At 42.7% G+C, this 26,816-nt stretch carries 18 protein-coding genes; 7 read left to right on the forward strand and 11 right to left on the reverse strand.

Annotated elements, in window-relative coordinates:
* Positions 1-204: 204 nt before the first annotated feature.
* Positions 205-666: a transposase gene (locus tag LN893_RS12045; protein WP_229970365.1), complete on the reverse strand. Its 462-nt coding sequence runs from the start codon at positions 664-666 to the stop codon at positions 205-207.
* A 1,094-nt stretch (positions 667-1,760) separates the two neighbouring features.
* Between LN893_RS12045 and LN893_RS12050 the strand changes: the two genes are divergently transcribed.
* Together LN893_RS12050 and LN893_RS12055 are read left to right on the forward strand one after the other, a co-directional pair.
* A complete protein-coding gene (locus tag LN893_RS12050; protein ID WP_229970367.1) occupies positions 1,761-4,037 on the forward strand; it encodes an alpha-amylase family protein in 2,277 nt (758 codons plus the stop codon).
* Between the two features lie 182 nt (positions 4,038-4,219).
* Positions 4,220-6,370: a hypothetical protein gene (locus LN893_RS12055; RefSeq protein ID WP_229970369.1), complete on the forward strand. Its 2,151-nt coding sequence runs from the start codon at positions 4,220-4,222 to the stop codon at positions 6,368-6,370.
* A gap of 245 nt (positions 6,371-6,615) precedes the next feature.
* Here LN893_RS12055 and LN893_RS12060 read toward each other — a convergent pair whose 3' ends face one another.
* A complete protein-coding gene (locus tag LN893_RS12060) occupies positions 6,616-7,200 on the reverse strand; it encodes an RNA polymerase sigma-70 factor (protein ID WP_229970371.1) in 585 nt (194 codons plus the stop codon).
* Positions 7,201-8,075: 875 nt separating this feature from the next.
* Here LN893_RS12060 and LN893_RS12065 point away from each other — a divergent pair.
* From LN893_RS12065 to LN893_RS12085, 5 genes are all read left to right on the forward strand, one after another.
* Positions 8,076-9,113, forward strand: coding sequence for a FecR family protein (locus LN893_RS12065; protein ID WP_229970373.1), 1,038 nt, complete (start codon positions 8,076-8,078; stop codon positions 9,111-9,113).
* A gap of 169 nt (positions 9,114-9,282) precedes the next feature.
* A complete protein-coding gene (locus LN893_RS12070; protein WP_229970375.1) occupies positions 9,283-12,732 on the forward strand; it encodes a SusC/RagA family TonB-linked outer membrane protein in 3,450 nt (1,149 codons plus the stop codon).
* Between the two features lie 28 nt (positions 12,733-12,760).
* A complete protein-coding gene (locus LN893_RS12075) occupies positions 12,761-14,197 on the forward strand; it encodes a RagB/SusD family nutrient uptake outer membrane protein (RefSeq protein ID WP_229970377.1) in 1,437 nt (478 codons plus the stop codon).
* 278 nt (positions 14,198-14,475) lie between these two features.
* Positions 14,476-16,650, forward strand: a complete 2,175-nt coding sequence (locus LN893_RS12080) for a glycoside hydrolase family 20 zincin-like fold domain-containing protein (protein ID WP_229970379.1) — start codon at positions 14,476-14,478, stop codon at positions 16,648-16,650.
* Between the two features lie 553 nt (positions 16,651-17,203).
* Entirely contained in the window at positions 17,204-17,383 is a 180-nt protein-coding gene (locus LN893_RS12085) for a hypothetical protein (protein WP_229970381.1), read from the forward strand.
* Positions 17,384-18,017: 634 nt separating this feature from the next.
* Here LN893_RS12085 and LN893_RS12090 read toward each other — a convergent pair.
* From LN893_RS12090 to mnmE, 9 genes are all read right to left on the reverse strand, one after another.
* Positions 18,018-19,037 carry a class I SAM-dependent DNA methyltransferase gene (locus LN893_RS12090; protein WP_229970382.1) on the reverse strand — a complete coding sequence of 340 codons (1,020 nt, stop codon included), beginning with the start codon at positions 19,035-19,037 and terminating at the stop codon, positions 18,018-18,020.
* Positions 19,038-19,197: 160 nt separating this feature from the next.
* On the reverse strand, positions 19,198-20,049 hold the full coding sequence (locus tag LN893_RS12095; RefSeq protein ID WP_229970384.1) for a DUF6371 domain-containing protein: 852 nt from the start codon (positions 20,047-20,049) through the stop codon (positions 19,198-19,200).
* Positions 20,050-20,174: 125 nt separating this feature from the next.
* Entirely contained in the window at positions 20,175-21,743 is a 1,569-nt protein-coding gene (locus LN893_RS12100) for a hypothetical protein (protein WP_229970386.1), read from the reverse strand.
* A gap of 3 nt (positions 21,744-21,746) precedes the next feature.
* Positions 21,747-21,911: a hypothetical protein gene (locus LN893_RS12105; RefSeq protein ID WP_229970388.1), complete on the reverse strand. Its 165-nt coding sequence runs from the start codon at positions 21,909-21,911 to the stop codon at positions 21,747-21,749.
* Between the two features lie 5 nt (positions 21,912-21,916).
* Positions 21,917-22,261: a helix-turn-helix domain-containing protein gene (locus tag LN893_RS12110; RefSeq protein ID WP_229970390.1), complete on the reverse strand. Its 345-nt coding sequence runs from the start codon at positions 22,259-22,261 to the stop codon at positions 21,917-21,919.
* A 91-nt stretch (positions 22,262-22,352) separates the two neighbouring features.
* Positions 22,353-23,204 (reverse strand): hypothetical protein, encoded by an 852-nt coding sequence (locus LN893_RS12115; RefSeq protein WP_229970392.1) that lies wholly within the window; start codon positions 23,202-23,204, stop codon positions 22,353-22,355.
* Between the two features lie 9 nt (positions 23,205-23,213).
* The gene (locus LN893_RS12120; protein ID WP_229970394.1) at positions 23,214-24,335 is read right to left on the reverse strand and encodes a site-specific integrase; all 1,122 of its coding nucleotides are present in this window, start codon (positions 24,333-24,335) and stop codon (positions 23,214-23,216) included.
* The gene (locus LN893_RS12125) at positions 24,322-24,909 is read right to left on the reverse strand and encodes a helix-turn-helix domain-containing protein (protein ID WP_229970396.1); all 588 of its coding nucleotides are present in this window, start codon (positions 24,907-24,909) and stop codon (positions 24,322-24,324) included. Before LN893_RS12125 ends, LN893_RS12120 begins: the two co-directional genes overlap by 14 nt.
* A gap of 231 nt (positions 24,910-25,140) precedes the next feature.
* On the reverse strand, positions 25,141-26,520 hold the full coding sequence (gene mnmE, locus LN893_RS12130) for a tRNA uridine-5-carboxymethylaminomethyl(34) synthesis GTPase MnmE (protein ID WP_229970398.1): 1,380 nt from the start codon (positions 26,518-26,520) through the stop codon (positions 25,141-25,143).
* Between the last annotated feature and the right edge of the window lie 296 nt (positions 26,521-26,816).

Genomic DNA, 26,816 nt, shown 5'->3' on the forward strand with positions numbered 1-26,816 from the left:
AATATAAAATTTAGAGTAATGTAATTCTGTCCCTGTACTTATATAGTTTTGTGAAAATGTTTTCTGTGCCTATTGCAGGGGGAATAGTTATGAAGCGTATGGAGGCTTTTGCGATATAGGTAGGCTGTTGAAGAGAGAGGGCTATAGTTTTATAGATCAGCCTTTGAAGGGACAGGTCGCGACCTGTCCGTATGAGGGGGCTTGCTAACGGAGGGGGCTATAGAAAAAGGTGTCGGATTGCCAGCGGGCGGGGTTATCTTGGATGTATTGCAGGATGTTGTGATAAGCTTTTTCGTGGCGGATGATATGATCATGAAAAGAGCGGTGCCAGGCAAAATCTGTTAAGCCTGCCTGCCGTATCTGTTTAGAAGTAGTGGTTTTGTAGGCACTTATCAGCTCTGAAACAGATTTGATTTTAGCGCCTGATGCTTTCCCCTCATAGTCGATCTCCAGAATGCCATGCACATGATTCGGCATTACGACAAAAGCATGTATAGCAAGATAAGGATACTGCCGCTCCAGCCAGCGCCACTGATCTGCAGCAATTTGCCCGTATTGGTTCAACTGCATTTCAGCATCTGTTACCTCTCCAAAAATGCAGGCACAATCCTTTACACAGGAAGTTATAAAATACAGCCCCTCCCTGCTGTAATCATACCCGAGCATCCTGTTCCTCTTCCTCTCAGCCAACATCACAAAAAATTAAAATACACACGTCGTACGGACAGGTCGCGACCTGTCCGTACGACAACCTATCTACTCAGCAGAATTCCTGCTCTCTAAACAGCGGATCTATAAAAATGACTGATCCTGATCCGCTAAGGTCTGATCCAGAAAACGCTAATACCTATCAAAATGAAGGCAATCTACTTCCCAATGCAGAATTTGCTATTAATGCACAAATATTTGATATATAGTTAGTTAAAGATTAAATACCTTATTGAGGTACAAATAAGAAACAAAGGTGGTTGCTATTTTAGTTTTTAGTGCAGGGGGGTGTGTAAGTAGAGAAAAATTGGTATCAAGGTTTTATATTAGTACCCAGAGCCGAACTTGCTGGGTTTATATACGACTGTTTAAGCCTTTAAAAGTGTGTTTATAGTCAAAAAAGGTAGATGTTTATGTAAATAAATAAAAGGAACCATTTTTTAACTGATATTCTGCCACCACCAACTTATGATTATAATATGACTTATCCTAGAATTAAATAATGAATTTACCCTTCTAAGGTAATATTGAAACCTCTATTACACATAACTCATGTTACGGTAAAAGACAACCTGCATATCTGCCTGATGGCTCTTAATAGGCCCTCTCAGGAAAAATACTCAGGTCGGCAACAGAAACTTTTGCAGGATTGAACAAATGGCAGATGCTCTATAGAAGGCATTTAGGACTTTACTGGTACAAGTGCCTTGGAGCTGTTCACCAGCAAGTACGGGTCCAGTATAAGTTGGAGTACCTGGACTTTTTTGTTATGCCCTCTTTTACTGCAGCTGAGGAAAGGGGGGCATACTTCTCCTTCAGCCAGCCAAGGGGCTAACATACTGTTTTCTAAATTCTAAATCGACTGTTAATATTTATAGATGCATTTCACTTTTCATATAGGTTTAGAAGAGGGGCGTGAGCCCATTTTTACTTTTGTCTGCTATATATGTGCATTCAAATCTGCTATAGAAAATAAATTGAAGGAAGAAGTGGTGCATACGTTCGCTTGGTTGTATTAGATAAAAGCCCCGTATCATCTTAGCTTAGAAGTTATGCCCACACTACAGGAGAACAATCAAGCATTTCAGCGAAAGTTTAACCGTCGAAATTTCCTTCAAACCGGTGCCGTTCTTGCTGGAGGCATGACGTTGCTGCCGCTCCTCAGCCATGGGGAAACGATTGGGTTTTCTGGAGCTGAGGATACCAGTTTCTGGTACCAAAAGCCTTTGCTTATTCTCCAAACAGTACTGCGGGAGCCTGACGCGAAGAACTATGACGCGAAGGCCGTGGTCCAGTACATGAAAAAGACTGGATGCAATACGCTTGTTATCAATGCGGGAGGTATCGTAGACTTTTTCCAGAACCCGTTGCCAGCTGCTAATATCAATCCTTACATGGGCAACAGGGATATTTTAAAAGAAATAACTGAAGCCTGTCATACTGAGGGTATCAGGGTTATCGGGCGCATTGATTTCAGAGGGGCGGAAGAGCGCGTGTATAAGCAGTTCCCGGATTGGTTTAGTGTGGATGCGGATCAGAAGCCCATACAACTGGATTACACGCGGCCCCGGCTCTATGCATCCTGCTATACAGGGCAGCACCGGAATGAGTATGCCGAGGAATTTATCCATTACATCATGGGGAACTACGCCCTGGACGGTATCTGGCACAACAGTATTGCTGTAGGTGGTATTTGCCATTGCCAACGGTGCCAAGAGTCTTTCAATGCCGCTTCTGGCAAGGCGATTCCTATAATGGCATCTGCATCTGAATCAGACCTGGAGCAGTATATGGACTGGAAAACGCAGGTAGCAGACCAGTACATGGAGCGCATGAAAAGGGCCGTAAAGTCTTTCGGGGAGGATAAAATTTACAGTGCAGAAGTTTGGGGCATTTTTGATGTTGGCGGGCAGATTCATGCGGGTATTGATCTTTACAATGCACGCGACCACTTTGATTTTCTGGTAAGCGTTGCTTTTCTAACAGAAAATGCAACGCATATTCATTATGAAGACCTCAACTATGCAAACACCAGCATTAAGTTCCTTAAATCGATGGCGCCTGGAAAAGAAGCCGTTATCCTTTATGGTGGTAACGGTACGGCACACAGGCTGGTAATAGACCCATCCATCGACCTGAAGATATGGTTGTGGGAGATTCTTGCGGCCGGTGGCAGATTTTGGAACTGCTATTTTACCGGCCCATACCCGGCTGAAACTTATGACAGGCGAAACGCTTACAACCACCAAGACGCCTATAGCTTTGTGAAAACGCATGAAAAGCTCCTGGAGCAGCATGCACCTGTAGCCAATATCGGTATTTACTACTCGCGCCCCACCCGTTTGTTTTACCGGGAAAAGACGGAGGAGGGAGAATCCTTTGATGCAGCAATCAAAGGGATGGAAACAGTTCTGACGGAAAGCCATATACCCTATGATTTTATACCAGACAACCCTATAATTAGTAAAGAAAGGCTGCAAAAGTACAAGGTGGTAATTCTTCCCAATGTCAGGTGCATGGGCGAGAAAGAGATACAGGTTCTGAAGGAGTACGTAGCGGAAGGAGGAAGTTTGGTGGCTACCTATGCTACCAGCCTCTATAATATCCATGGCGTAGAGCAGCAGGATTACGGTATGGCGGAGCTGTTTGGAGTGCATTACACTGGCAAGAAAGTGAACACGGCCAAAGATAACTATCAGTTTATACTCGACAAAAAGCATCCAGTGGTGGTGGAAGATAGCCCGCACACAGAGCTGTTCCTGAATGCGGGGTACACGTTACTGAACAAGCCTGCAGGAGACGCAAACGTGATCTGTACCCTGGTGCCGACAGTACATAATCAGCCGCCTGAGAAAGCCTGGGTTGAGAAATGGTCTGTAGAGTTTCCTACCGTTGTTCAGAAAAACTATGGCAAGGGCAAGGTTATTTACTTCTCTAATCAGCCAGACGTGATCAGCCATGAGATGGGGCATCCTGATATTCGTAACCTGTTGTCACGCAGTATCAGGCATCTGGCTGGAAACACCCTGGCCATTGAAAGCAATGCTCCCGAGAGTGTGCATATAGGCCTCACAAAGTCTTTGGGAAAGCCAGGACAGTACATCCTGTCATTCGTCAACACAACTTCAGGGCCCACAAGGCCTATTCGCCGCCTCATTCCTGTTCATGACATTCAAGTTAAATTAAGGCTGGATGGTAAGTCAGTTGGCAACTATAAAGTGCTGCGTTCGCAAGGAAACTGCAAAGTGAAAACAAAAGGAAGGGAGCTTGATTTACAGCTGAGTAAGTTAGAAGACTTTTGTGCTGTCCATATTCAGATGAATACCTGATGTGTCTGCAATCTTCAACAACTTGCTCTGCCCTGGAAGCCCTATAATATATAGCCCTTGCATCATACAGATGAAATCATGAGTTGGCTGATATGCTGCTCATGCCCTTTACAAGTCAAACATAATTTTAAGATATGTATCTTCTTTCCTGTGTTCACGTGCGAATAGCGTTGTTGTGTGTTTTGGGTTTTCTGCCTGGAACTGTTCTTGCGCAAGTTTCTGTTGCCTTCGATGCGGCTGAAAAGCCTATAGCGTTCGGAGTGGGTAAAATAGAGGAGGCGCTTCAGAAGTCTGGACAGAAAATTAATAAAAGCAATCTCACGGCTAGCCGCAGCAAGGCTAATATTGTTATAGAAGTAATTCCGGATGGTGCTAAGGTTGCGCTTCAGAAAGAAGGTTTTAGCGTTGCCTATGAAGGCAAAACTTTAGTTGTTACGGCCTTAGACCCGGTTGGGGCGATGTATGGAGCGCTGCATGTGGCAGAGCAGCTGCAAATGGGGAAAACATGGCAAGCGGTATCCAGAGAAAAAGTAAACCCGCACTTAACGGTGCGAGCCCTGAAGTTTAATTTACCCTGGTCTTCCTACCGACAGGGACCAGCCATGGAAGTGCACCAGGAAGTAACCAGAGATCTTGCTTTCTGGCAAACCTTTCTGGACCAAATGGCTGAAAACAGGTTTAACGTGCTCTCGCTATGGAACATTCATCCGTTCTCTTTTATGGTGAAGCCTACGAACTTCCCTGAAGCGAACAACTTTTCTCTCAAGGAGATGGAAGAGTGGAAGCAGTTCTGGACCACCTTGTTCCGCATGGCCAAAGAACGCGGCGTGGAGCCATACATCGTGAATTGGAACATTGCAGTGTCTCCTGAGTTTGCGCAGGCTTATGGCGTGTTGGAACGGAATGACACCTCCGAGATAGTGAAGCGCTATACCCGTGAGGTGGTAACACAGGTTATAAATGAGTATCCAGATCTGGCTGGTATAGGTATCACGCTAGCAGACTGGATGAGCAATTTTAAATCAGAAGGCGCGGCACTGCCTGATATGACGCCGAAAGACCGTGAGGATTGGGTAGAAGAAACAGTAATAGCAGGCATCAAAGCCGCCAGCAGACCTGTTAAGCTGCTGCACCGCTCAGTGCTTTCAGCCGACCCGAAGGAAATGCGGCGTGTCATAAACAATGCCAATTTGCCTGATACAACGCTTGTAGAGATAAAGTTTAACTGGTCTCATGGTCACTCTACCCCGACGCTTGCTTTGACGCATGACTCGCACTCAGGCCAGCGCGACGATGGCTACTGGAATCCCATACCAGACAATTACCGCATTCAGTGGATGGTGCGCAATGAAGACTTTTTTATACTGAGATGGGGCCAGCCGGATTTTATCAGGAAGCACATTGCCCAAAACGTGGCGCCTTATGTAAACGGCTACTTTGTGGGGTCAGAAGGATATATTCCAGCCAAGGATTTCTCGCATGCAGAAAACAAGCACCGTACCTGGGACTACGCTTTTGAAAAGCAGTGGTTGTTTTACCAGCTTTGGGGCCGACTGCTATATGACCCTGCTACACCGGACGCGGTATTTGAGGCTGCTTTCAATAACAGGTATGCCAATGAAGTGGGCCAACCGCTGTTGCAGGCTTATGCTGCTGCCAGCCAGATGCCACTCCGATTAGCTTCTTTCTATAATGCAACCTGGGACTATACGTTGTATTCAGAAGGGTTTCTGGCGCCGTTCCCCGCTAACGGCGGCTATTACGATGATGTTTCTTCTTTTATTTCGATTGAGGAGCTGATAGATCATCCTACCTTAGATCCTGCTTATATTTCCATTGCAGACTATGTACAGGCAACTGTAGCAAAAGAAAGTATACCTTCCAATAGGCTTAGTCCTTTAGCGCTTGCAGACTCGCTCGAGGCTGATAGTAAGAATGTACAACAGCTAGTGCGTCAGCTGCGGTTTAATGCATCGCCCACACTGTCTTGCGAGTTGGATGATCTGGAGACATGGGCTTATTTAAGTAGTTATTTCGCTGATAAGCTCAGGGCAGGAGTGGCGTTGCAGACGTACCAGCTCTCACAGAACAAGGCGCAGCAGGCGAAGGCTGTTAAGTTACTTACGCGCTGCTTAGCACATTGGCGAAAGCTAAGTGCCATCACCGCAAAGCATTATCAGGAGGTGCCTTACATCCATGGGTACATATCAAGAGGTAATGCTTATAAGGATGCCGAGCGGTTTTCATGGGCTAAGTACCTGCCACAGGTGGAGCACGATATCATACTTGCAAAAGAAGCAAAGGCTGCTATGACGGTTGGGGAGGGGAGGTAAACCATGCATTTGCCTGCTTGTCTTGTATCAGTGCAGATACTACATTAAAGTAGCTATAAAAAAATGCAAATAAACAGCTTTGTACTTTTACCTGTCGCTACAGGGCTATGTAATACCTTCTAATATGTCACAATGGCTTTTTTTAGATAAGGGCCATGCCTTTGCAGGTGTAGCTACAGATTAAACCTAAGCCAATGATTGGAAAGCAGGAATAAACAGAAGTAACTCCTTATGGCTGTAAAGTTTCAACATAAAATCAGGATAGGTATTAGAATCAGGTAGATGATTTTGTAGGCTTCAAATTTCTTCCTGATGTCGCGAAGAGCTTTGCTGATGTGGTTTTCGATGTTGCTTGTGCTTGTCTGCATAATCTCGGCAATTTCACCGTTACTTAGCCCCTCAATTCTACTCATTTCAAATACTTGCTTTCTTACAGGAGGTAAAGCAGAACATACATCTTTGAGAAGTCCGTTTAACTCCTGATAGTCTATGTAATGATCCGTTAAGTTTTCTGTCATAGCATTCTTTTCAGCTAGATATTGCGCATAGGCATGTTCATGCACCTGATGCCTTGCTTTATTATATACTATATTTCTTGCTATTCTGAAGATATATCCGTCTAAGTTTTGCTGCGGGTCCAGGCAATGTCTTTTCTCCCAGAGCTTTACAAAAGCCTCCTGCACCACTTCGTCTACATCCTCTTTGTCTTTAACAAGCTTTTTTACAAATGCAGTTAGTTTAGAGTAGAATCTATAGTAGATACTTTCAAAAGCAGCTTTGTTTCCATCTTTGAGGGCTTCAATGGTTGCTATTAAATTTACATGTTCCATATTGATACCTCCTTTAAAGGGTAAGCATTGAATGCTTTGAATACAGTAATTGATATAATGAAATATAATTAAATATTTGAGTACTCACAAACATATTAAATATTTTATTACCTCAATTAAATTAACCCAAGGTGTACTAAAGGAAAAGCTCTATTCTGAAAGAGAAAAAACAGGTAGGAACTTTACTACTGATGCTATAAATGTCTGTGTCCTTTTACTTGTTAGCCTGTAGAAGGATAGCAGATGTAGCAACGCTTTGGTGAATGGTCAAATTATTCGAAAGATATGGCCGTAATGTTTGAAAGTTTTAAAAAACTCTGAGGGCTTTTCTGCTATATGAGTTCAGGATTTGCTTGAATTAGAGCAGAATACTGTTCAAGTTGTGTTATACTTATAGCAAGTACATAGATTCCCTTCAGGCAAGAACTTTACAGAAATACATTGGAGAAAACTAATATAAACTAATTTGGCGTTAGTACTTTTTAAACCAACTTGAGATATAATGTACTTCGCTGCTGAAAGTAAAAGGAAATTTGTTTCTAAAAGCATTTGTGAGTAATTACTTATAATGTAGTTGCTTGAAAAGGCTCCTACATCTTTCTTTTGTTGATGCTTCCTGTGTTTTACTTACTTAAAGTACTGGCTGTAAGAAGTTGAGTAGATGCAGAAATTACTGTTTCCTTTATTATTCTTTAAAGAAGCGAATAGTCTTCGCTTCAGAGACAGAGCAGGCTTATTAGCAAATTATAGAGAGGAACTCGTTCCAGGTTTTGTTTGAGTAATAACATCAGCGTATGAAAGATAAAAATAATATAATTAAGAGTGGTGCGCCGCTTAAGTTAAGTGTAATGATATAAAAGAACCTTTAAAAGGTTATGGATAGCAAGCTGATAAAAAAATATTACGCTGGAGAATGCTCACTAGAGGAGGTACAGGAGGTGCTCGATTGGTTTAAGAGCAAGGAACTGGAACCTGAGCAGGAACAGGACCTGTACTGGTTTTGGCAGGAGGCAGACCAAGAGAAGGAAGATAGAGCCTTATCAAAGGATGCACCCTTTCTATTTGCTAGCATCATGCGGACTATAGAAAATCAGGAGAGAGATCTTGATGAGGAAGAGAAGGAGGGCGGAAAAGTAAAGATGCTAAACCATTGTAACTGGATGCTAAAGGCCGCTGCTGCCTTAGTTTTGCCAGCAATTTTCGTGTGGCTGCTCACCAGCCACTTCGTTAATAAAGAGAGTGTTGCTCCTGAACTTGTTACCGTAGAGGCCGAGCCGGGAACACACAAAAAGATACTTCTGGAAGACGGGTCAACAATATTTCTACATGCAGGAAGCTCAGTTTCTTACTTGCAGCATTTTCCCAACCATAAAAGAGAAATTGTACTTCAAGGTGAAGCTTTCTTCGAAGTAGCAAAAGACAGCTTACGGCCTTTTATCGTGAAGTCGGGTGTGCTGTTAACGCAGGCTCTGGGCACCTCCTTTAACATAAGGTACAGGCAAGAGGATAAAAATATCTCTGTTGCATTAGCAACAGGAGTTGTTAAGGTGGAGAAGCAGGAGGGGCAAAATACCGCGCAGCTTGTAAAGCTGCTGCCTGGCCAACAATTAGGGTATAATATAGCAAATAAGAATTTTACTGTATGTGCTTATGAACCGCAGGAAGTACTGAGCTGGCGTAAAGGTATTTTATACTTTAAAAAAGCCAATATAGAACAGATAATATACAAATTGGAGAACTGGTATGGTGTTGATATAGAGGTGACGGGAAAAGTGCCGACGGACGAAGACGAATGGTTTTATACAGGTGCCTACGATAATCAGAATCTGGAAAGTGTATTGGATGGAATTGGCTTTGTGAAGTACTTCTCCTATAAGAAAGAAGGTGATAAAGTGTACATAATGTTTAATTAAAAATAAAGTTACTGTATGAAATAAAAGTACCCTTTACTTAATAAGCAGTTAAGCTTCGGGAGGGAAGCCTAACTGCACCTGTCACATCAACGACCAATGTTGGCGCATGCTGCCGTTGATGAGGCTTTGTTGTCAAATTTTGTCTCAAAATTTAAAAACCCCCAAATTTATGGAAATTAATTTAAAATACCTATTCTCATGGGTAGCCAGGAGAGCTTTGTTCGGCCTTCTGCTTCAACTATCCATACTTTCCGTAGCTTTAGCTGCAGATGACGGGAGTAGTGGTCAAAGTGTTAAAGATACGAAAATCACGCTCAATCTTACAAATGCCTCTCTTGGGGAATTCATAAAACGGGTAGAAGCCACAACCCCTTTCAAGTTCACTTTTGACGAGCAGGAAGTGCTCCAGCAAAAAGTTCTCATTACCATAAAAGCGGAGAACGAGGCAATAGAAAAGGTGCTCGTGCGGATTGCAGCTAACACACTCCTCGAATTTAAACAAACGAACAAAAATATACATGTCAGGGTTAGGAAAATTTCCAGCCCAGGGGCAGGCATTGTGCCCGCTGCAAAACCACAGGTTGCCGTAGCGGTTTCAGGCAGAGTGGTTGATGAAAAAGGAGAGGGACTGCCTGGAGTAACTGTAGTGGAAAAAGGAACAACAAACGGCACAACAGCAGATTATGAAGGCAATTTTACATTGAACGTATCTGATGGTAACGGTATATTGGTTATTTCTTACATTGGTTATCAGCCGCAGGAGGTGCCCATCAATAATCGCGCTTTCATCAATGCAACACTTACAACTGATGCAAAGGCGCTGAAAGAGGTAGTCGTTATTGGTTATGGCGCTGTGAATAGAGAAGACTTAACAGGTTCTATTTCATCTGTTGGCAGCGAAGAAATACAGGAAATGGCGGTAGCCCGCGTCGATCAGGCGCTTATTGGAAAGGCTGCTGGCGTGCAAGTTTCACCTGTGTCAGGAGCACCTGGCGCTTCTCCTCAGATCAGGATCAGGGGTATTGGGAGTATTTCAGCAGGATCAGGCCCTCTGTACATCGTGGATGGCTTTCCTACAGACAATATAGAAACCCTGAGTCCAAATGACATTGAGAGCCTCGACATACTTAAAGACGCCTCTGCTACCGCTATTTATGGTTCTCGTGGGGCTAACGGGGTTATCATTATCAAAACAAAAAGAGGAAGTGAGGGTAAAACTAACATTACCTTCGATACCTATACTGGTTGGCAGCAGGTGTCGAAGGTGCCTGAAATGATGAATTCTAGGCAGATGGCGCAGTACTTTTACGATGGGGTTCGCAACAAGATGATGGACCAGGGAAGAGATGTGTCTGGAGATCCGAGAACATGGTACCAGCCAGTGCCCGATATTGTGTTGGATGTTCTGGAAGGGCGCAACACGTACGATGTAGATGCGCTTGATGAGGTGCTGCGCGTAGCACCTCAACAGCAGTATCAAGTATCAGCCACTGGGGGTACTGAGAATATGAAATACGCCTTGAGTGGGGAATACTTTAATCAGGAAGGTATCGTGATAAACAGCGATTTTGAACGATACTCCTTCAGAGCCAATGTCGACGCGAAACTTTCAAAGAAATTGAATGTTAGAGTAAGTCTTAACCCATCTTTCACAGACCGAAACATGGTGAGCGCAAGTGGCCATGCCTCTGACCCTACAGACGAAAGTATTATCGGTACAGCGCTGACTGCGCCGAACTACTTCCCGCTGTTAAATGAAAACGGAGAGTACTTTGTTTTTAACGGCTATGCTGCGGTAGCAAACATCCAGAACCCTCTTGCAATTGCACGCGAAATAACCTCAAATGAGAAGAGAACCAGGTTCCTAGGAAACATAAACACAGAGTACGAGATACTGCCAGCGTTAAAGCTTAATATTTTACTCGGGGCGAGTATTATGAACACCAAGTCAATGCGGTTCAAGCCGCAGCTCCCTGTCTTTTTCAACGGGCTTGCTTCGGGGCGCGATGAAGCTTCTTTGAATACTAACTGGCTTGCAGAATATACATTAAATTATAATAAAAGCTTTGGCAACCACAACTTATCTGGAGTGGCTGGGTTTACTTCTCAAAGAGACCTGTACGAGTCTAACTTTTTGTTCAGCAACAGGTATCCTAACAACCTGGTGCCTACTTTAAGCGCCGCTAGCGGTCTTATTACCGACGGCTCTTCCGTAAGAGAAGAATGGTCGTTGCTTTCGTACTTAGGGCGGGTAAACTATAACTACAAAAGCAAATATTATGTAACAGCTGCAATTCGTACCGATGGCTCATCCCGTTTCGGTTCGGAGAATAAATGGGGTTTGTTTCCTTCTATGGCATTGGCTTGGCGCGTGTCTGATGAGGAATTCCTGAAAGATGTTGGCTTCCTGAGTGAACTGAAACTCAGAACGAGCTATGGCGAGACAGGTAACAACAACATCGGCAACTATGAACACTTTGCCACTATAAATTATATAAAGTATCCGCTTGGAGGAGTGGCGGTAGGTGGGTTTGGGCAGCAAAGGCTCGCTAACCCTGGATTGACATGGGAAAAGCAAAAACAGCTGAACGCTGGTGTTGACCTTTCATTCTTTAACAGTAGGCTTAGCTTAATAGTGGACCATTTCCAATCTAGGAATACTGACCTGTTATTAAATGTTAATGTTCCGAGCATTACAGGTTACAGTAATTCGCTACAAAACATCGGCGAAGTTAAAAATACAGGATGGGAATTTGTATTGAACACAGTAAATATCGACAAAGGTTTTGGGTGGACAACGGATTTCAACCTTTCTACTTACCGAAATGAAGTAGTGAAATTAGGACCTGAAGGCGATCCTATATATGCTGGACAGGGAGGTGGCGGAAGCCATATTACCATGATCGGCCAGCCCATTGGGATGTTTTATGGATGGCTGACAGATGGCGTTTTCCTCAATCAAGCTGATGTGGATAGAGGTCCAGTTTATAATCCAAATGGCTCCGACCGCTCCCGTCCAGGAGATATCAAATTTGTAGATATAAGTGGTCCTGATGGTGTGCCTGATGGAATCATCGACAGTTTTGATAAAACTATCATGGGGTCTCCTTATCCTGATTTTTACTACGGCATGACCAATCGCTTTACCTACAAAAACATCAGCCTGAGCATTGGCCTTCAGGGCACGCAAGGCAATGAAGTACTTAGTCTGTCAAGAAGAACTATCGCAAACGGAAGAGGTCGCTTCAGGCAGTTAGCTGACATGTTTGACTACTGGAAATCTGAAGAAGAACCTGGTGATGGTAAAACGCCAAGACCAAACGATGCCGCTACTGGAAATAACCGCGGCCAATGGAGCCAACACTTCCTTACGCCTGGTTCATACCTTCGCATCAACAACATCTCTTTAGGTTACTTGTTCCCTGAGCAGATTTCTCAAAAACTCATGCTGAGCAACCTTCGGGTGTACGTAAATGCCACTAATCCATTCCTATTCACAAAAAACACAGGCTTCAATCCAGATGTCAGCAACAGCTCTAGCTCTTTAACGCCAGGAGTTGATCTTAATGATTATCCTTTACCTAAGAGCCTGATTATAGGCCTTAATGTTTCTTTCTAAAGTATAGGGCGTTAATTAAAACAACAGCATGAAAAAGATACAAATAACTATAGCATTAGCATCTCTTTTAATGGTATCGTGCGAAAAGGAATTTATAGAAAAGAATCCTGTGTCTACAGTGAGTGTGGATGTTCTGTATAAGACTGACAAGGACTTTAATGATGCCACTATTGGCGTTTACAACTCTCTTCAGGCGCAGTACCAGAACTTCTGGCATTTCGGTGATTTGCGGGGTGATGACTCGTGGCAGGAAGTAGCACAGCAGCAGACGCAGGTGAGGGTAGACAACTTTACCTTAGATAACAACGAGGGGGTGCTGGTAAGCGCCTGGAGCAATTACTACCAAGCTATTAACCGTGCAAATTCTATTTTAGTACAGATAAATGAAGCAGATCCTGATGTTGTCGTAAACAAAGATTTATACACAGGAGAGGCAAAGTTTCTTAGGGCACTTGCTTATTTTGACTTGGTAAGAATATTTGGGGATGTTCCAATTGTTACAAGGCCTCTCTCAATTTCAGAAGCATATAAATTTGGAAGGGAAAGCGTTGATAAAGTATATGAAGAGGTTATCATACAAGATTTGATGGAGGCAGAAGCTAATTTGCCTAATAACTATGCAGGCACAAATTTGGGCAGGGCAACAAAAGGAGCTGCAAAGGCGCTTTTAGGTAAAGTATACCTAACACGAGGGGACTTTCCGAACGCTGAGGCTAAGCTACAGGAGGTTACTACCATGGGGTATTCCCTTCTGGAAAATTACAACGACCTGTTTGACTATACTAAAGATGAGCACCACAGCGAGTATATATTCGATATCGAATATGAAGAAGGATTAGGCGGAGAAGGAAGTGTGTTTACTAACCGTTTTTCTCCTCTTATTCCAGAAGTCACCAGATTTTATGGCATCACTGGCACTGTCAACGATATGAATTTTCCTACAGAAGAGCTCTTTTCTGTATTTGAGCCAGGAGACTTGCGGCAGGATGTAACGGCAGCAAGAGGCGTAACGGACCAGAATGGAAACTTTATACCCTTGCACAGCGGTAGATCTTCATTCACAAGAAAATACATGACATCAGTAAGTACTGGTGAAGACAGCCGTGCAAACTGGAAAGTAATCCGTTATGCTGATGTTCTGCTAATGTATGCTGAGGCTTTAAATGAAAATGGCAAAACCCAGGAGGCCCTAGAGTATTTAAATCGGGTGCGTGAAAGAGCTGGATTGGCAGGGTATGAGAGTTTATCACAGTCAGAGGCAAGGGACATGATATACCTAGAGCGAAGACTAGAGCTGTCTTTTGAGGGGCACAGGTGGTTTGACCTAGTGAGAACAGGCCAGGCTTATGACGTAATGGCTCAGTATGGTATGCAGCCTTACATGACACTTTTCCCAATTCCGCAAAGCCAAGTAAATTTAATTAATGACCGTTCTATTTTTCCACAAAACCCAGGATACGATTGATCTAACATCCTGTGTCCATGCTGCTGGCAATAAATTTATTGCCAGCAGCATGGACACAGGATTCATAAAGTTGGCTAAAGCAACCCGCAGCTTTCATGATAGAACACGTCATCCGTACAACCAGCCAGCGTATTTAATCCTTTCCTTCCTCTACTACATTTAAGTATAGGGAAAAACTTGTTTTCTTCTGAATATACTAAATAGCTTCAAAGTAGCTGTACAATAAGCAATTTTGGAAGTAACAGCTGCTGGTTAATAACTTCTCAAATCATATTCTTATGAAAAAAAAAATTTATTGCCTTGTCGTATTATTTGTTGGTTTGGGCCAGCTATGTCACTCCCAGAGTGTGGGTATACAGTACGATCGAAGTTTGCCTCAGGCAAAATATGCAGCTCAACAAATAGAAGAGTCTCTTTTAGAAAAAGGATATACCTTAAAGGAAGATAAGGCAGAATACAAGCTAAAGCTTGTCGTAGACTCCTTAAAATTTGCGAGTGAGGCTTATAATATCGCTCCAGTAGGCAAAAGCATAACGATTACAGGGGGGGATGAAACAGGTTTAATCTATGGAAGCCTCTCGCTTGTGGAGGAGGTGCGAAACGGTGTTCCTCTGGCCAAAATTAAGGCAAGCAACGAAATCCCTAATTACCCTTTTCGTGCCATAAAGTTCGACTTACCTTGGGATACCTACCGCCATAGCTATTCGCTTGATCAGCATATAGAAACTTGCCGCGACATTAACTATTGGAGAGAGTTCCTAGACATGATGGTAGCCAACCGCTTTAATGCACTTACGCTTTGGAACCTGCACCCCTACACGTATATGATTAAAGCGAAAAACTATCCAGAGGCAACACCCTTCAATGATGACGAGCTGAAAGAGTGGCAGGACCTGCACCATGCTATATTCAAAATGGCAAAGGAGCGCGGCATCGATACGTACCTAATTCCTTTCAACATCTTTGTTAGTCCTGAATTTGCGAAAGCACACAATGTGGCAATGGATAATCTTGAACATCATTTTTTTGTAGAAGGTGATACCTCTGAGATTATAAAGCAGTACACGCGTGAGAGTGTAATGCAGGTGCTGCAGGAGTATCCTGACCTAACAGGCTTTGGCCTTACCTTAGGTGAGGGAATGGGAGGCATGACTCCGCAGCAACGGGAAGAATGGATGAAAGAAACCATTATTGAAGGAATGCGCATGGCTAACCGCAAGTCTAAGCTTGTGCATAGGATCCCTTTTTCGAGCACAACAGGATCCTTGGGTATCACCAGTGTTGAAACCGAGCAACTTACACGCAAATCAATAGAGGAAGAAGGTAAACTCGATTTCCTAGAGGGACCCGTGTGGGCAGATCTGAAGTATAACTGGTCGCATGCTCACTCTACTCCAAAGCTGGTAAAGGTGCATGGTGGAAAACTCTATGACACCTATTTTAAACCTGAACCTCAAACTTATAAAGTTACCTGGACAGCACGCAACGAGGATTTCTTTTGCTTGCGCTGGGGAGTGCCTGATTTTGTAAGGGCGCATATTGCCACAAACAACCAATCATATGTGGGTGGGTATTTTATAGGGTCCGAAACTTATATACCTGCCAAAGATTACTTCACCAAAATAGACGGACCCGTAGATTGGAAGTATGCTTTTGAGCGACAGTGGTTATTCTATAAGCTATGGGGCAGATTGCTGTACAACCCTGAAACACCAGATGCCTTTTTTAGGCAAGAGTTTGTGAGGAGGTATGGTAAAAAAGCCAGCCCTTTATTAGAGGCCTATGCGCTGGCAAGTACCACTCCTTTGCGTTTAGCCTCTTCTTATGACTTTACCTGGGATTTTACGCTCTACAGCGAAGGGTTTATGGCTCTTGACAACAAAATCAAAAGAGTAGAGTATATTTCGGTAGACAGGCAAATTAACCAACCACCCACAGACCCCAATTATATGTCTGTACTGGATTATGTAACTACACAAATAGCAGGAGGCACTTTTGAAGCAGGCAAGGTTACACCTCCTGTGCTGGCGGGTATGTTGGAGCAGGACTGTAAAAAAGCTTTGAAGTTAGTAAAAGGTATAAAAGTAGCTGATGATAACTCCTTGATGTATGAAGTAGCAGATGTGAAGGCTTGGGCCAACCTGGGAATGTATTTTTCAGAAAAGCTGAAAGGGGCGGTGGCGCTTCAGATTTATCGTATGAGAGGCGGAGAGGAAAACAAGCAGAATGCGGTGAAACATCTTGAAAACTCACTGAAGTATTGGGACGAAGTAATTGCCATTACAGAACCTATCTATAACGAAATGCCGCTAGTGCATTACAGTGAGCAGAGAGGTAACACAAAGGAGGAGATAGATCAGTTGCGTTTTCACTGGGTAAATCTGAGGCCAGAAGTGGCTAAAGATATCGAGATAGCAAAATCCGCAACAGTAATTTCTATGAAATCACATTGACAGCTTTTGCACCAAATTAAGAGAAGGATACTGAGCGGGAATTATGTGTGAAGATCGGTAGATTATCGTCGTGAGCCTTGTCTTGATGTAGGATTAACAATTTAAATTGTCAACTTTTTACAGGATGAGTCACCATAACCAGCACCCGCTCCCGCAGCTTTCCGATCTTTCCTATCAGTTTCCCTTTTTAGAATTGCTCTGCAGTAAAGAGAATTGTGTTTTCCAATCAACTAAAATTAGTTACTGCTACAATTACTATGGATACTAATAGTGGTTAACTCGGTAGAGCTATCCTCTGTTAACACCTCACCTTTAGCCTGCGGGGCGTCCTGAATTGGGCTAAGCCCCCGCAGGCTATTAGGAGGCCTGAAGAAGTTATAGTCCTCCATCCCTTTATCTATAATTTTTCTTACATCATCGATCTAATTGAAGAGAGAAACAATAGCAAACTACTCCTGTAGATACTATAGTTAAACTAATAATAAAATCTACCTCTGTTTTCTAATCTAATTCCGTAAAACGGCCGTTTTAACGCTACAGAACTTGTTGCTCGATGTTGCCTTTGCCTGCTAACTGGCGTTGCTCTAAGCTGGAGGCAAACCAAATCGAAATCAACCCATTCCAAACCAAGAGCAACCAGTTTGAGCAACCTTTTCCAAACCCTTTGCAACCGAAACCAAACATTTCCAACCAAGATCAACTGGTTTTTGGCGGTCTGGAATACCTCCATTAAATGGGACAGAATCCGTAGCTGTTGGCAATTCCCTAAAGTGCCCGATACGTTGAGTTTCTGACTTCAGCATATTCCCGTTTTGCCATCTCTAAAATCAAAAGAAAACTATCATATCCGAGAGGAGTAAATGATACGGGATGAAGATAGGCTGTGCAAAGGCAGTAAGTGCACAAATGGTTTGCTAGGGTTTTAAAATGATGTTTGAAACGGTTTGCTATAGGTCTGGTTTGCTACATGCTTGAATCTAAAAGCCGTTGCGGTAAAGCTATGTTTTAAGAAGAGAAGTCCTTGGATATGTGTATTTATGGCAGTTATGCGAAGAAGCAAACAGCTTAATACATCCGTACCACTGTTTACAACCCGTAATAAACAATTTCAAACAGGTATCCCTCTAAAATCAAACCTTTTCAAACACGTATCCGCTTGTTTCAGCGCACCTGGACCAGGTGTGGAACTAAAGATACACTGGATACCGGAACACTATAAAGCATATGTGCATATTAAATAAGGGCAAGCCATATTGGTCAGGCTTGCCCTTATTGACAAATTCAAATTAATGTCTTTATCTCAAAGCTTATCAAGCTTAAGAGTTGGTATATTTATTAAGCACCTACGCTTTTTTTCCAGTTTTTGGCTAAAACAGGTTTCTTGAAGCTGGTTTCACCGTTCGAAGTTTCACCTGAGTAGTGGCAGAATTTCTCGGCAAAGTTCTCATTCTTATACTTGCTCCAGGTTTGATAATGTTGAATGGCGGGTTCATGAGTGCGTAGTCGGCCTTCAGGTCGGGGAAGCGGTCTTGCAGCAGCGAGTCGCCCAGCTTCACGTCGGAGGAGAGGTTGCGCAGCAGCAGGTTCATTTTACAGAGGCGCAGCGTGCCTTCGTAGCGCTCCTGCCCGTAAATGGAAATATCGTTTTTGTCGCCGCCGTGCGCCTGCAGAAACTTGAGGCTCTGCACAAACATACCACCCGAACCGCAGGCCAGGTCCATGATGCGGCCCTTGAGCGGCTCCAGCATCTCCACGAGCAAACGCACCACTGAGCCTGGCGTGAAGAATTGCCCCGCACCGGAGCCTTCGGCCATGGCAAACTTGCCGATGTAGTACTCATACACGCGGCCGTAGATGTCAGATTCCGGATTGTTTATCTCGGAGAACTTCTCTTTTGAGAACAGGTTGATGAGCCCTGCTACCTGCGTAGGGGAGAGCGGGCTCTTCACGAAGATTGGCTCCAGCACGCCTTTGTAGTCGGGGTTGCGCTTGCTCAGGATCTCGTCTATCAGCACAAAAGCCTGATCCACCTTCACCTTGATGTCATCCTGCTCAGCGTTCTCGCGCAGGTATTCCCAGGTGGCTTCTTTGGGTAGTCGGTACACGTTCTTTACCTGGTACTCCAGCTCGTCTTCTAAGACCTCCGTTTGCTGGTGCTGTTCTATGTTATAGTAGTCGCTTTTAGGGTCTGCAAAAGACTGTTCTATCTCTTGCTTTCGTATCTCGTAGCGCTCGGATAGATGCTTTAGGAACAGTAGCGAAAGCACGTAGTCTTTGTACTGGTTCTCGGCTACAGCGCCGCGCAATTCGTTGGCGGCGTTCCAGAGTTCGTTTTCAAAATCAATGTCCGCCTTTGCTTTGGCAGAGAGGGTAGTGTTCTTCGGCATGTAAACTGTTTGGTGTTTAAACGTAGGGGTAAGGTAACAAAATTACAGCTAAAAGTAGAGGAGGTGATATAGAAATATTCGAATGTCCTATAAAACAGGAAGCCTTGCAGATTTATAATTCTGCAAGGCTTTCATAGCATTAATATTTTCTGGATAAAGGCTACAGATAGTCTGCAATGTCTTCGCCTGTTTCTATGGTCGGGTCTATATCATAAATTGTAGCTTTACAGCTAACATCAGTCAATACTTGCTTTGTTTTTAGTGCACCCGCTCTTCCTTGTTGGTGCATGTCTGGAATAATATAAACCAGTTTATGCTTTAGCACTTTTGCTTGTTCTCTGGTAAGCTTATTTGCTCCGCCAGTGGCTAACCAAACATATTGCGGAAACATAGTATAGCAAATAACAGCTGTCTTCTCACTTTCAACTAAGAATACAGGAGCGTCCTTTTGATAAAGAGATAATTGAAATTCTCCAAATAGACAGTATAAGTACCCTTCCGCATTCTTATAGTGCAGGGGAGAGCAGAGGCCTTTGTACTTGTCTTCTTCCAACTTTACACGATGGCCATCTGGTTTATAGAACATCCTTTTAAGTTTTCTGTAATTGTCGGATGCATCTTTATACCAAAACAGAGTACTACCTTGCCGACAGGTTCCAATGGAGAAGTAGTTTAAAAGCTTATTTACCTGCTCTGGGAACTTTGATTTCAACCATAAGGCGAAGTTGTTTTGATTATATCCTTTCAGCGTACCTGCTACTTCTGTGGGATCAATAAATTTTAGCTCTGGCTGAGGCTTAATGTGGATTTTAGACCAATCTGCTTCACAAAAGTCACTAGTGATTTTGTCTGGGTGAAAGGTATTGCCACAGCTAAAGCAATGGCCTTTTTTGTCTTGAACTTGCCCATTGATCAGAAACGGAGCGAATTTGCCGTCGTGATTGCCACGACCGCACGGGCATAGTGGTGCCACCCTGTAGCGTTGTACAGGTTTAACAAACTCTAATGTCATGAATGTGTTTAAGTGTAGGGGAGACTTAAATTTCATTTTTTCCGTCACTTCGTCACTACTTATAAGTGTAGAGGGGCCGGTCCAGTGACCAAGTGACAAGAAAGTATCAATAAAATTGAGGGGTGTTAAAACAGCATTTTAATGTATGAGAATCCATTACGTAACTCAAAAGGAGCGTTTTTATCACCAGTGCTTTTTCCTGGAGCAGTAGCATCTCCTTGGCACAGGATCTTTTTGTGCTTAACATAAGCTCTTATCCACCCTTGGAATATTCTATTGTTAAAGTTTTGGTCTTTATAGAAGTCAGGATTCTGGGATAAGAACCTTTCTTTCAAAGCGCTTATTTCATACTCCACGTTGTATTCAAGTGTCTCCATAAACGCTACAAATTCCTCGGAGGTACTTTGTAATAAGGCCCTCTCTTCATAATTCACACGAATTTCCTGTAGACCTTTTTGTAGATAGAATTGAAGGCAGCCTAACATGAAGTTGTCAAAGCGGTTCCACTCCTCTTCATCCCACTCAAATAACGGCTTGCCAAACTCTTCTTTGGGCTTGGGGTTGTTGAGGTAATAGTCAGAGAATTCAACAATGTGTCTTCTGCGGTCATAGCTGTTACCATAGCCACCTATCACATAGTTTGTTGTAATTAACCATTTTGGAGAGTCTTCAAAAGGAATGGTAAACGCTGCTTGTCCTTTGCCTTCCACCGTTAAAGAGTTTGTTATGTTGGTAAAAATGTGTTCTAAACTGAAGTTTTCCTGCACATCATCCAGTAGGCATATCTGCGTGTCTAAATTTATACCCTGGTAAGCAAAGGACTTATCAATTTTGTAGCCCTTGCCTCTATACCAACTGTGCTTCATTTTTTCGATGCCTTTCGCCACCAAGCTTTTACAGGTGCCTCCATTCGCTTCGTCTTTCTGAGAAATCTGCTCATCCACGAAGATGATAGCTTTTGTCAAAGCTTGATCCTTGTAGGAGTGGAGCAAGTAGCCTATGGCACTGCGCAAGCTTTCAAAACGCTTTTGGTCTTTGTTAGAGATGTTGAAGGCTAACTGGCCAAAGTCTCCAGTAGAGTTTGCCTCATTAAAAACAAAGTTTCTCGCCTTTTGCTGATTCTCCCAAATGTGCCCTTGAAGGTTACTATAATCAGCACAGGTAACTGCATCTTTAGTAACTTTAACAAAGCAGTTTTGATAAAAGATAAAGCCTTCATCCTTGGTGTCTCGCAGGTATTTCGGCTTAAGTTCTTTTATGAAAGACAAGTTAGCCTCACTTAAATAAGTTGACGCAGCTTTATATACCTTCTCCAGTAAATCATAGCGTGTTACCCCGTTCTCTTCATCCAGATACATTGGCAGGCTTTCAATAAACTTTCGCACAAAGTCCTTAATATGATCTATGGTGACAGCTTTAATAATATTATTTTCTACCCTGACAAACAGCTTTAGCTTATCCTGGTAGAGCTTATGAAAACCATTCATCTCCAAAAAATTGATGAACAAGGCCTGCTTTAACTTGATATGTGGAGCTTTAGAGGTTATCTCCCAAAAGATTACATCTTTAGGTTCTTCCTGTAGGGGTTGCTGTTTTACTGTCTCTTCTAGTTTTTTGCTGATGAACAACTTATTTGATCGAGGCTCTTTGGATAACCCGTATGTATGGATTGGCTGTGCTTGTGTTGGTTCCATGTTCTAGCAGCATATCAGGTGAAACTTGAACATGATTACCCAACTTGGCCATTGTGTTGCATGTTGGTAGATAACAGATAGGATTACCCAGGTGTCTTCTGTTACGTGTGCGTAGGCGAACTGTGCGATTTTATCCAGCACAAGAAGTTCAGTTAGTAACTTTTTCATAAAACTTACTTCTTATATCTGCGGAAAGTACTTGCTTTAACATCAAGTTCTTGAGTGGTCAGTTTTCGGCCACCTTTAACCCATTCAGTCAATTCTGTTTTTGAGAAGTAAAGCCTGTTACCCTGCTTGTTTACAGGTATTTCTCTGCGTCGGACTTTGCCGTATAGGGTTTCCTTTTTTAAACCGAGAAAAGCAGCGGCTTCGTCAACGTTTAATAGTTGATCGGTTTCAGATTGTATATAGGGTACGTAGTTACTGCCAAAGTAGGCACTAAGTTCTTCTCTGAAAATGTTCCTAATGTCAGGAACAGTTAGAAGGGTTAAAGCAATGTTTGATAAGTTGTGTTGCATTTTTCTTTTTTAGTTATTGGATGATGCAAAACTGTATCAAAAATCAGCGAAAACTCCATGAACTCTGACTAGTCTATAGTTGTCAGAGTTGTCAGCGTAAATTTGTTTTCATTTCCAAAACCATTCCTCTCAGCTCCATTCTGTATTGATTCGCACGACCACTTATAGAATAAAGTGTGCTTCTCGCAATATTAAGTCCAGGGAATTTTTTATTTAAAAATTGCGCAAGAAGATACGCATTGTGTATTGGTTTAATAATTTTAGCTTTTTCAAGTTCCTCTTGCCATACAGAAATAACACCTTTTAATTTGCCGATATAGAAGTTGTTTTCATCTACAGCCGCGGGCTCTATTTTCCGTAAGATGTTTAAACTTGCTTCAATGTATCTGCTGTCATAAAATAAATCTTCAAACTTTGTAAAGATATTAGGACCTTTAAGTGCTTCATTTTCTGAGTTACTTTGCTGGTCAAGTGCGATAAAATCAGGAAGGAAGAAGTCAGGATTTTGAACAACTATACACCAGGCTTTGTACAATTTACCAACTTGTTTGCCATAGTGATACATATATTCTGATAGGTAAGCCTGTTCTTCCTCTTTATCATCCGATTTAACGTTAGGAAATAAGTATATTTCTTGTGTAACCTCATTTATGATAAGCTCTTTTCTGTTATCAGGTGTGTCTATAAAGGGTATGAAATCATGTCTCATACCTTCCAAGACACCTTCCGAATATTTAGTAAAGAAAGGTATTATATGACTACCAGTTCTGTTCCTATGCTCATCATAAGCCTCATTTAATATTCGTATTAGCTTACCATCTTCAATACGCTTACCATGAAATATTAATTCTCCATAGGCACGTGTCACCCTTTTATGAATTGCTGCTGGTAGTGGTTTTGCCCTTGGAAGTAGAGTTTCGAACGGGTTTGATGTTATGGACATATAAAAAGTTTATAGTTCAAGCTTTATTCTGTCAGCTGCCTCTCTTTTAGCCTTATCTACTACTTTGGCATATATTTGTGTAGTTTTTAGTTCTCGATGGCCTAAAAGCTTCGAAACAATGTAAATGTCAGTACCTAATGATAATTGTAAGGTTGCATAAGTGTGCCTAAAGCAATGGAATGTGATGTTCTTGTTTATTGAAGCCTTCTTTATCCAGTCCTTCAGAATCTTATTGTTAGATGCAGAATACTCTAAACCTTTGAACACAAGATCTGTTGGTTCGCCTCGCTCACCTGTTAATTTCATAGCATTTTCAGGAATGGGTAACACCTCTACTCCCTTTGTCTTTTGCTGCCTAAACTGGATATAATATCCCTCCGCATTACTTTGCTGTAGTTCAGACCATAATAGCTTTTGAATATCAGAGAATCTTAAGCCAGTTAAAGCTGAAAATATTGCAGCTCGTTTCATGATTGGCAATTCACACTCTGTGTTATAAAGCTTTTGCAACTCTTCTAAAGTAAGATACTCTCGGTGAGTATCTTCTGGTTTAATACTTTGTACATTTACATTTAAGTCAGATTGCAAATATCCATCCTTATAAGCTTGCTTTAGGGTTGCTTTGAACTTGTTGAAGTAAGAAACAGCAGAGTTTCTTGATAAAGGTTTCTTTTCTTTGCTACGCTGACTTGGAGCAGTCAACAGAAAGTTCCGATACTCATTACAGAGGTTACTATTAAGTTCTGATATTTTTAACCCTTCGTTAAAGAACTCCTCGATATAGTAGATTGAGCTACTCCAATTGTCGCTGTTTGATCCTGTTCGCTTTTTTGCCTCCCCTTTATAATAATCTATAAATTGTGTGCTTAGTTTCTTTTTATGGAGAAAACCATACTGGCCATTCTGCACTTCAAGTTGGCGTTTTGCTCTTATGTTTTCTGCAAGTGCTTTTGTCTCCTTATTATGCTCTTTATCAAGCGAAGCCTTTGGTTTATCTAAAATATAGAGTCCTAGAAACTCACGGCGTGTAAGTTTTCCTGTTTCTGGATGCGGTATAGGAGGGTAATAATCTAAGTACAGCGTTTGACGGCCTTGCGATATTGGCTTACCTCTTAACTTAACCTTTGTCATTTGATAGTGCTGCTGTTGGTTTTAGAATGCTGTCAATCTTAGATTTTTGTACATAAGCGTAAATCCCTTTCTTCTGCTTAGGAACTTGATTTCGTATAATCAGCTCATGAAGCGCTTTAGCTGAAATATTGTAAATGCTTTGTACCTCTGAAAGGGTATAGCAATCATCTATTGAGATTTGTTCATTGTCTGACTTAATTTTATTTGTTACCAGAGGCTGGCTTTGCTCGAAAAGCTTATCAAGATTAGCTCGCTTTAAAATAGTCCGTTTGCCAACTTTTACAGCGACCAGCTCATTTGCCCTTATAGCTCTCCAAATAGTCCACCGGCTAAGGCCTAATAGTTGACAAGCCTCTGATATACTCAAAAACTCTTTTGCCCCCAGTTCTACAAGAGGCTTCAGTTTAACAGCTTTAGTTTGTTCGTTACTTGCTTCAATCTTTGTTTTTTTCTGCCTCGCTTTATAGGCTCGCTTTGCACAGTTGTCGCTGCAGTATTGTGTTACTGTTGTTTTAGCAATAAAGTCGCTACCGCAGTGTTGGCAGACTCTTTCTATTCTTATGTTAGAACTCATGTTGCTGATTGTTGCTTTATGTTGCTAAATGTAGCTACATGTTGCTATATGTTGCAAAGTTTCACCAAAAAAAATAATTGAGGTACAAATAAATGGAGTGAGGTACAAATACAGTTATAATGAATGCCTAATTTAGGATTACCAAATATGCACTTTAAGCACTAAAAAAGCCCCTATAATTGATTTATAGGGGCTTTTAGTATATATTTAATATGTATTAGTTGTGACCGTCTATTTTCCGATGCAGAATTTAGTAAAAATATTATCCAGCAGATCATCTGTAGTAATCTCTCCAGTTATCTCACCTAAACTATAAAGCGCTCTGCGGATATCGGCGGCTACGAGATCGTTGCTGATGCCGAGGTCTAGTCCGTTCAACACATCATCCAAAGCTGCGTAGGTTTTGTTCAGGCTGTCGACGTGGCGGAGGTTCGTGACGATGGTTTGGTTTTGGGTGTTGAGTTTGCCCAAGTTTACTTTCTCTACCAATGCTTGCTTTAACTCGTCCAGGTTGGCTCCTTCGGCAGCGGAAATAGGCACTAAGCCTTCTATACTTTCGAATCGCTGTAGTTTCTCGGGAGATGCCTGGTCTATTTTGTTGGCTACGGCAATTAGGGGCAGTTTCTTCGGGTTCAGCCTATCCAGTTCAGCTTGTACCTGCACAGCAGTTACTTCTGTGATGTCGAATAGGTAAATGATCAGCGAGGACTGGCTGAGCTTCTGCATGGTACGTTCTACACCGATGGCCTCTACTTTGTCTGTTGTTTCGCGTAGTCCGGCAGTGTCAATAAAGCGGAAGGTGATGCCTTCGATGTTGATTTCGTCTTCGATAAAGTCGCGGGTGGTGCCAGGCACATCCGATACAATGGCTTTCTCCTCGTTCAGTAGCTTGTTCAGCAACGTAGACTTACCTGCATTCGGGTTGCCCACGATGACTGTCGGTATACCATTTTTGATGACATTACCCAGCTCGAAAGACTTGAGCAGGTCGCGGATGATGCGCTGAATGTTGGAGATGAGCTGGCGAAGCTGGTCACGGTCTGCAAACTCTATGTCTTCCTCGCCGAAGTCCAGTTCCAATTCTATCATGGAGGCAAAATGCACCAGTTCGGCCCGCAGGCGCTTAATCTCCTGCGAAAAGCCGCCACGCATCTGCTTCATAGCCACCTCATGCGAGAGGGCAGAGTCGGAGGAGATAAGATCGGCCACGGCTTCAGCTTGGGCTAGGTCGAACTGTCCGTTCAGGAAAGCACGCTTCGTAAATTCTCCTGCGTTGGCCAGGCGTGCTCCTTTTTTCAGCAAGAGCTGCATGATCTGCTGCACAATGAAGTCGGAGCCGTGGCAGGAAATTTCTACCACATTTTCTTTCGTGTAAGAATGCGGCGCTACAAACAACGACACCAGCACCTCGTCCAACACCTTTTCGTTATCGCGGATGGTGCCGAAATGCAGGGTATGGCTGGCTTGTTGTGTAAGGTCTTTGCCTTTGAAAACACTGTTGGTAATAGTGATAGCCTCTGGACCTGAAAGCCTGATAACGGCTATGGCACCCACGCCAGGCGCTGTGGCTACGGCTACAATGGTATCGGTATTGAAATAAGTATTTTGCAAGGTAGTGAAGTCTTGTTTTGGTACTGCAAAGGTAGTGGTTTTAAGCGAGGAGTGGTAGGGGCGGAGTGGAGGTTGTGCAAACTGCAGTTTTTAACAGCTACCTTCGTTTAGGCAAATTTAACGATAGAGCTGCAGACTACGCTAGCTCTAAACTTCTACATAAAAATAAGTCTTCATTTCTGCTTTCATGGCCTGTAATGAAGTACAGTAGACCTACGCAAGTTGAAAACTTGCTTCATTTCCACCACAAGTTTAAAACTTGCGGGAGTAAGTAAAGTACAGGTAGTTTAGTTCCC

Source organism: Pontibacter harenae (assembly GCF_020907245.1).
Classification (GTDB): Bacteria; Bacteroidota; Bacteroidia; order Cytophagales; family Hymenobacteraceae; genus Pontibacter; species Pontibacter harenae.